8 protein-coding genes are annotated in these 7,700 nt (G+C 74.1%); all 8 read left to right on the top strand.

Annotated elements, in window-relative coordinates; genetic code table 11:
* Nucleotides 1–1,044: MFS transporter (locus HET64_RS33725; RefSeq protein WP_215111053.1), on the top strand; the 1,044-nt coding region annotated here is incomplete at its 5' end.
* Nucleotides 1,045–1,163: 119 nt separating this feature from the next.
* Complete coding sequence (locus HET64_RS33720; RefSeq protein ID WP_215111051.1) at nucleotides 1,164–1,577, top strand: DUF3151 domain-containing protein; 414 nt, start codon at nucleotides 1,164–1,166, stop codon at nucleotides 1,575–1,577.
* A 128-nt stretch (nucleotides 1,578–1,705) separates the two neighbouring features.
* Nucleotides 1,706–2,554, top strand: a complete 849-nt coding sequence (locus HET64_RS33715; protein WP_215111049.1) for a tryptophan 2,3-dioxygenase family protein — start codon at nucleotides 1,706–1,708, stop codon at nucleotides 2,552–2,554.
* Nucleotides 2,547–3,761, top strand: coding sequence for a kynureninase (kynU, locus tag HET64_RS33710; protein ID WP_215111047.1), 1,215 nt, complete (start codon nucleotides 2,547–2,549; stop codon nucleotides 3,759–3,761). The genes HET64_RS33715 and kynU overlap by 8 nt, the downstream gene beginning before the upstream one ends.
* A gap of 122 nt (nucleotides 3,762–3,883) precedes the next feature.
* A complete protein-coding gene (locus tag HET64_RS33705; RefSeq protein ID WP_215111045.1) occupies nucleotides 3,884–4,789 on the top strand; it encodes an alpha/beta hydrolase in 906 nt (301 codons plus the stop codon).
* A 105-nt stretch (nucleotides 4,790–4,894) separates the two neighbouring features.
* Nucleotides 4,895–5,743, top strand: a complete 849-nt coding sequence (locus tag HET64_RS33700; RefSeq protein ID WP_215111043.1) for an NAD(P)H-binding protein — start codon at nucleotides 4,895–4,897, stop codon at nucleotides 5,741–5,743.
* Nucleotides 5,744–5,917: 174 nt separating this feature from the next.
* Nucleotides 5,918–7,261, top strand: a complete 1,344-nt coding sequence (locus HET64_RS33695) for a histidine kinase (RefSeq protein WP_215111041.1) — start codon at nucleotides 5,918–5,920, stop codon at nucleotides 7,259–7,261.
* The coding region (locus HET64_RS33690; protein WP_215111039.1) for a response regulator transcription factor at nucleotides 7,258–7,700 on the top strand (443 nt) is incomplete at its 3' end. The genes HET64_RS33695 and HET64_RS33690, both read left to right, overlap by 4 nt.

Below are 7,700 nucleotides of genomic sequence, written 5' to 3'. Positions count from 1 at the left end.
GCTGTGGGGCCCTTCGTGGGCGGGTGGCTCGTCGACGGGCCCGGGTGGCGGTGGGTCTTCCTGCTCAATCTGCCGCTCGCCGCGATCTGCGTGCCCGTCGCGCTCCGGCACGTACCGGAGTCGCGGGATCCGGCGGCGCACGGCCGGTTCGACGTGCTGGGGGCCGTCCTCGGGGCGCTGGCGCTCGCCGGGGTGACGTACGCCCTGATCGAGGCCCCGGGGCGGGGCGCGTCGCCGGTGGTGATCGGGTCGGCCCTCGGCGGGGTGGCCCTCGGAGTGGCGTTCGTCCTGGTCGAGCGTCGGCGCGCGGATCCCATGCTGCCGCCGTCGATCTTCCGCTCCCGGCTGTTCACCTCGGTCAACCTGGTGACCTTCTGCGTCTACGCGGCCCTCGGCGGCTTCTTCTTCCTCTCCGCGATCCAGCTCCAGGTGGTGGCCGGGTACTCGGCGCTGGGGGCCGGTACCGCGCTGCTGCCGACCACGGTCCTCATGCTGCTGTTCTCCGCCTGGTCGGGGGAGCTGGGGCGGCGGATCGGGCCCCGTATCCCCCTCACCGCGGGGCCGCTGCTGGCCGCCGCCGGGATGCTCCTGATGCTGCGGGTGGGGCCCGGCACCCCGTCCGTCGGTTCGTACGTCAGTGAGGTGCTGCCGGCCGTATCGGTGCTCGGCGCCGGGCTCGTCGTGGTCGTCGCGCCCCTCACCGCGACCGTCCTGGCCGCCGTGGACGCCGGGCGGGCCGGGCTGGCCAGCGGCATCAACAACGCCGCCGCACGGGCCGCGGGGCTCATCGCGGTGGCCGCCCTGCCGCTGCTCGCCGGGATGGGGCCCGAGGCGTACCGGGACGCGGGCGAGTTCGCCGCGACCTTCCGGCGGGCGATGCCGATGTGCGCCGGGCTGCTGGTGGCGGGCGCTGTCATCGCCTGGTGGACGGTGCGCACCCCGGCCGCCGCCGCCGTCCGCGGTGAGCGGCCCGAGTGCGCGGTGCACTGCGGGGTCGTCGCCCCGCCGCTGGAGCCGGAACGCGCGTCCCGCGCCGAGCCGTGACCCGTACCCCGGCGAGGGGCCCGACGCCCGGCGAAGGGGCCCGACGCCTGTGTGAACGGGCTGTGCCACGAGTCCGGGGCGCGGTGCCGCCGAGGCGCAGCGCCAGGCACACTTGAGCCATGTCCATCCACGAGAACCTGCTCGGGGGCCCCGCCCCGACCCACCTCCCCGACGACCCGGAGCCGCGCGAGCTGCTCGCCGCCGGCACCCCGCCCGCCGAGGTCGCCGCGAAGTACCCCACCTCCTCGCTCGCCTGGGCGCAGCTCGCCGACGAGGCGTTCGAGGGCGGCCGGATCGTCGAGTCGTACGCGTACGCCCGTACCGGCTACCACCGCGGCCTCGACTCCCTGCGCCGGGCCGGCTGGAAGGGCCACGGCCCCGTCCCGTTCGAGCACGAGCCGAACCGCGGCTTCCTGCGCGCCCTGCACGCCCTGGCGCGGGCCGCCGGGTCGATCGGGGAGACCGAGGAGCACGAGCGCTGCTCGACGTTCCTGCGGGACTCCTCGCCCACCGCCGCCGACATCCTCAGCTGACCTGGGGCGTCTCCCCGCCCAAGCGCACCGGGCGGGGAGCCGCTTAGGATGCGAGCAGGGGACCGGAGCTCCATCACCTCACGGAAGGGGCGGACCGCTACCCGGAAGCTCGTGTCGAGGAGACAGAAATGTCGACGAATCACCCCGACCCCGAAGCCACCGGTGCGGACACCCCGCACCTGGACTTCGCGGGAACGACTCCGTACGAGGACTATGTCCAGGCGGATGTCCTGACCCACCTCCAGCACCTGCGCTCGGACGACCCCGGCGAGATGGTCTTCCTGGTCACCACCCAGGTCATGGAGCTGTGGTTCACGGTCATCGTCCATGAGTGGGAGACCGCGACCCGCGCCCTGCGCGAGGACCGCATACCGGTCGCACGCGACGCCCTGAAGCGCTCGCTGCGCGAGCTGGAGGCGCTCAACGAGTCCTGGCGGCCGCTGGCCGGACTCACCCCCGCCCAGTTCAACTCCTACCGGGGTTCCCTCGGCGAGGGCTCCGGGTTCCAGTCGGCGATGTACCGGCGGATGGAGTTCCTGCTCGGCGACAAGTCCGCCTCCATGCTGGTGCCGCACCGGGGCGCGCCCCGCGTGTACGCCGAGCTGGAGAAGGCGCTCGGGGAGCCCAGCCTGTACGACGAGACCCTCGCCCTGCTCGCCCGGCGCGGTTACGCCGTCCCCGAGTCGGTCACCGGCCGGGACCTGACCCAGCGGTACGAGCCGTCGCCCGAGGTCGAGGCCGTGTGGGCGGAGATCTACGCCTCCGACGACCAGAACGACGAGCTGGTGCGCCTCGGCGAGCTGCTCACCGACGTCGGCGAGCTCGTCTGGCGCTGGCGCAACGACCACCTCGTCGCCACCCGGCGCGCGATGGGCTCCAAGACCGGCACCGGCGGCTCCGCCGGGGTGGCCTGGCTGGAGAAGCGCGCCACGAAGAACGTGTTCCCCGAGCTGTGGACGGCGCGCAGCCATGTCTGAGACCACGACCGAAGACCTGCGCGGGCGGGCGCTGAAGCTCGACGCCGCTGATCCGCTGGCCGCGCGCCGCGAGCTCTTCGCCCTCGACGACGGTGTCTACCTCGACGGCAACTCGCTGGGCGCGCTGCCCGTCCACGTCCCCGCCCGGGTGCAGGACGTCCTCACCCGCCAGTGGGGCGAGCTGCGCATCCGGTCCTGGGACGAGAGCGGCTGGTGGACCGCGCCCGAGCGGATCGGCGACCGGATCGCCCCGCTCGTCGGGGCCGCTGCCGGGCGGATCGTCGTCGGTGACTCGACCAGCGTGAACGTCTTCAAGGCCGTCGTCGCCGCGGGCCGGCTCGCGGGGGAGGGACGCGACGAGATCCTGGTTGACGCGACGACCTTTCCCACGGACGGGTACATCGCCTCGTCCGCCGCCCGGCTCACCGGCCACCGGCTCGTGCCCGTCGCGCCCGCCGACGTCCCGGCCGCGCTCGGGCCGCGTACCGCCGCCGTGCTGCTCAACCACGTCGACTACCGCTCCGGCCGGCTGCACGACCTGCCCGGACTGACCGCCGCCGTCCACGCGGCGGGGGCGGTCGTGGTGTGGGACCTCTGCCACAGCGCCGGCGCGCTGCCCGTCGGACTGGACGAGCACGGGGTGGACCTCGCGGTCGGCTGCACCTACAAGTACCTGAACGGCGGCCCCGGTTCGCCCGCGTACCTGTACGTCGCCGAGCGCCACCAGGCCGCTTTCGACTCGCCGCTGCCGGGCTGGAACTCGCACGCCGACCCGTTCGGCATGACCCCCGACTACGCCCCCGCGGACGGTTCCGTACGGGGCCGGGTCGGCACGCCCGACATCGTCTCCATGCTGACGCTGGAGGCGGCGCTGGAAGTGTGGGACGGGGTCTCCGTCGACGTGGTGCGGACCAAGTCCCTCGCCCTGACGGACTTCTTCCTGGAGTGCGTCGAGGCGTACGTCCCGGCGGGCCGGGTCACCTCCGTCACCCCGGCCGCGCACGCCGAACGCGGCAGCCAGGTCGCCCTGCGCTGCGACGGGGCCGAGCCCGTGATGCGCCGGCTGATCGAGCGGGGCGTCGTCGGCGATCTGCGGCGGCCGGACGTGCTGCGGTTCGGCTTCACCCCGCTGTACGTGGGGTTCGCCGACGCGGAGCGCGCGGCGCGGATTCTCGCCGAGGTCCTTGCCGGGGATACCGTCGGCTGACGGGCCGTCACGGTCTGTTCGACCGGGCGGGGACGGTGCTGAGTCCTGGTACCGTCCCCGCAGGTCAGCCCAGTTGGGCAAGGACACAGGCACTGGACACAGGCATAGGACGGTTGAGCAGCATGTCGGATTCTGCCGCGCGTGATCGGGACGTCGCCGAGACGGAGTCGGTGTTCGCGCATCCGGAGGTCGCGCCCGACCGGTCCGCCGCCTACGGGGACCACCCCGACCAGGTCATCGACTTCTACGCGCCGCGCGACGGCCGCACCGGCGCCCCGCTCGTCGTCCTCCTGCACGGCGGCGCCTGGCGGGCCCCGTACGACCGGGCCCATGTCTCCCCGCTCGCGGACTTCCTGGCCCGCCGGGGCTTCGCCGTGGCGAGCGTGGAGTACCGGCGCGGCGCCGACGACATCCCGCAGCAGCGCGGCGGCGGGGAGAACGCCCGGCCGGGCGGCGCCGACCCGGTCGCGGGGCGCTGGCCGGAGACCCTCGACGACGTGGCCGCGGCGATGGACGCGATGCCCGTGCTGGCCGCCCGCGAGCTGCCCGGGGCCGATGTGCGGCGGATCGTGGTCACCGGGCACTCCGCGGGCGGGCACCTCGCCCTATGGGCGGCGGCGCGGCACGTCCTGCCCGAGGGGTCGCCGTGGCGGCTGCCCGCCCCGCCGCCGCTGCGCGGGGTCGTCGCCCTGGCCCCGATCGCGGACTTCACGGTGGCGGCCGAGCTGGGGGTGTGCGGCGGCGCGGTCGCCCAACTCCTGGGCGGGGGAGCCGGCTTCGAGGGCCGGGCGGCACAGGCCGACCCCGGGGTGCTGCTGCCGACCGGGATCGCCACCGCGATCGTGCAGGGCGTCGACGACGTCGTCGTGCCGCAGGCCGTCTCCGAGGCGTACGTCGACGCGGCGGCCAGGTCCGGAGAGATGGTGGGGCTGACGCTGCTCGGCGGCGTCGGGCACTTCCCGCTGATCGACCCGGCCGCCGACGCCTGCGCTGTTGTGGCCGAGGAGATCACCCAGCTCGCCTGGTGAGTTCCTCCGGGCCCCGCCCGCTTGCGGACGGAAGGTGTCCGCAAGGGTCTCTACGTTGGTCCTGTTGCCGCTCAGACGGAGTCGGAACCGACGAAGGAGAACCTCATGACGATCCTGGTGACCGGAGCCACGGGAACGGTCGGCCGCCGCGTGGTCGAGCAGCTGCTGGAGCGCGGCGAGGACGTCCGGGCCCTGACCCGCGACCCGGCGCGGGCAACGTTCCCGGACGGGGTCGACGTCGTCGCCGGCGACCTCACGGACCCGGCGTCGCTGGGCCCCGCGCTGGACGGGGTGAGCGGGCTGCACCTCATCACCTTCGGCGGCGAGTTCTTCGCCCCGCTGGCGACCGGTGAGGAGATCCTCGCCCTGGCCCGGGCGGCGGGCGTGCGCCGGGTGACCGTGCTGCACGGCGGCGGCGAGACCCCGATGGAGACGGCGGTGCGGGCGAGCGACTTCGCCTGGGCCGTCGTGATGCCGGTGGAGTTCATGGCGAACGCCCTGGAGTGGGCGCCCGGCATCAGGAGCGAGGGAGTGGTGCGCGAGCCCTTCGTCGGCCGGCTGAGCGCTATGGTCCACGAGGCCGACATCGGGGCGGTGGCGGCGGCGGCCCTCACCGAGGACGGTCACGGCGGCCAGGAGTACCTGGTCACCGGGCCACAGGTGCTGACCGTCGGCGACAAGACGGCGGCCATCGCGGCGGCGCGGGGCGCGGACGTGGAGCTGGTCGAGCTGACCGAGGAGCAGGCGCTGGAGACCTGGCGGGGCCAGGGCATGCCGGAGGACGTGATCGCGTTCCTGATCGACGTCTACCGGGACACCCCGCCGGAGGGCCGGACCGTGACCGACACGGTGGAGAAGGTCACCGGGCGGCCGGCCCGGTCCTTCGCCCAGTGGGCCGAGGAGCACGCGGACCACTTCCGCGCGGAGGTCCGAGAGGCTGGCACGGGGTCCTGAGAGGCTGCCACGGGGGCTGCCGTCGCCGTACCGCCTGGATGCCGCCGGGGCTGTCACCTGGAGGTTTCCGGCCTCCGGCGCGGTACGGCGGAGGCGGGTAGTCCTTGAGAGGGACGCCCCGGAATCCGTAGCGATGCTGACGACCCGCCGTCCGCCGCCGCCTACCGTGGAACCGTGACCGAGACCCAGACGAAAACCAGCAGCCCGGAGTTCCGGGCGGCCGCAGGGGCGATAGACGGCCTGCGGAACGACCTCCTGCGCCAGGTGTCCGCCTACCGTCCGCTGCCGCCGCTCAACCCCGACGGACGGGTGGTCCGGCGGCTGCCCGAGGGGATGCGCAGGCGCGTCGTCTGGACCCCGCACGCCCTGGTGCTGTTCGCCGCCTTCGTCGTGATGATGGCCGGGTTCGCCGAGTGGGACTACCGCTTCCTGATGGGCGTGGTGCCCGCGATCCCGGTCGCGATGACCCTGGTCAGGCCGGTCGCCGCGTTCTGGGCCTCGATGCTGGCGACGGTCTTCTGCGGAGTCCTGGGCGGCGATCTGTGGAATCCGAGCTCCTTCATCGCCCAGGTGGTGGTCATGGTGGTCGTGGCCGCCCGGACCCGGCCGCGTACGGCCGCCTGGATGTGGCTGCTGACCCTGCTGTTCGGGGTGCTGGTGGAGGCCGGCGACCCGTCGATCACCGCGCCCCTGGCGACGCTCTCCGCCTTCGCGCTGCTCGTCGTCGCCGTGGTCCAGATCCGGCGCGACGCCGAGCGCGAGGTCACCGTGCAGCGCACCGTGACCGCCGTCGAGCGGGACCGGCGCACCCTGCTGGAGGAGCGCACCACCATCGCCCGGGAGCTGCACGACGTGGTGGCCCACCACATGTCGGTCGTCGCGATCCAGGCCGAGGCCGCCCCGTACCGGGTCGAGAACCCGCCGCCCGAGCTGGAGCAGGCCTTCGTCACCATCCGGGAGAACGCGGTGGCCGCCCTCACCGAGCTGCGCCGCGTCCTCGGGGTCGTCCGGGCGGAGGACTACGAGGCCCCCGACGCCCCGCAGCCCACCCTCGCCGCGCTCGACGGGCTCCTGGACAACGTCCGCGAGACGGGCCTGGAGACGGAGAAGGTGATCACCGGGGCCGTCCGCGAACTGCCGCAGGGCGTCGAGCTGTCGGCGTACCGGATCGTCCAGGAGGCCCTGAGCAACAGCCTGCGGCACGCGCCGGGCGCCTCCGCCCGGGTCGAGCTCGGCTATGTCCTCGGCGGGCTCGGGCTGCGCGTCGTCAACGGACCCCCGCGCGGCCTGGTCAAGCCCTCGCCGGGGGCCGGGCACGGGATCACCGGGATGCGGGAGCGGGTCGCGATGCTGAACGGCGAGATGACGGCCGGGACGACGGGGGACGGCGGATACGAGATCGCCGTCTTCCTCCCCGTACCGCTGTCGGACGGGCCGGAGCCACGGGAGACGGCCGGCGGCACGGCGGACGCGGGCGACGCGGACACGGTCGTCGTCGAACGGGGCGGCGGCGCATGAGCGACACCGACATCCGGGTCCTGATCGTCGACGACCAGATGATGGTCCGCGAGGGCTTCTCGGTCCTGCTCAACGCGATGCCGGGGATCACCGTCGTGGGCGAGGCGGTCGACGGGCGCCAGGCCCTCGCGCAGGTCGCCGCGCTGCGCCCGGACGTGGTCCTGATGGACATCCGCATGCCGGAGATGAACGGCATCGAGGCGACCCGCGAGATCGTCGCGCGGGACGCCGACGCGAAGGTGCTGGTGCTGACGACCTTCGACCTCGACGAGTACGTCTACCAGGCGCTGCGCGCCGGGGCCTCGGGCTTTCTCCTCAAGGACGCGTCCGCCCGGCAGCTCGCCGACGGGGTACGGGTGGTGGCCTCGGGCGAGGCGCTGCTCGCCCCGACGGTGACCCGGCGGCTGATCACCGAGTTCTCCAAGCTCTGTCTCTTATA

The sequence above is a fragment of the Streptomyces sp. McG3 genome (assembly GCF_018619185.1).
Classification (GTDB): domain Bacteria; phylum Actinomycetota; class Actinomycetes; order Streptomycetales; family Streptomycetaceae; genus Streptomyces.
The sequence above is the reverse complement of the archived record's forward strand: the minus strand, read 5'-3'. Positions and strand labels throughout refer to the sequence as shown.

Coding starts and splice junctions, on each gene's coding strand:
- HET64_RS33720 (WP_215111051.1), top strand. CDS start 1,164: ATGTCCATCCACGAGAACCTGCTCGGGGGCCCCGCCCCGACCCACCTC.
- HET64_RS33715 (WP_215111049.1), top strand. CDS start 1,706: ATGTCGACGAATCACCCCGACCCCGAAGCCACCGGTGCGGACACCCCG.
- HET64_RS33700 (WP_215111043.1), top strand. CDS start 4,895: ATGACGATCCTGGTGACCGGAGCCACGGGAACGGTCGGCCGCCGCGTG.
- HET64_RS33705 (WP_215111045.1), top strand. CDS start 3,884: ATGTCGGATTCTGCCGCGCGTGATCGGGACGTCGCCGAGACGGAGTCG.
- kynU (WP_215111047.1), top strand. CDS start 2,547: ATGTCTGAGACCACGACCGAAGACCTGCGCGGGCGGGCGCTGAAGCTC.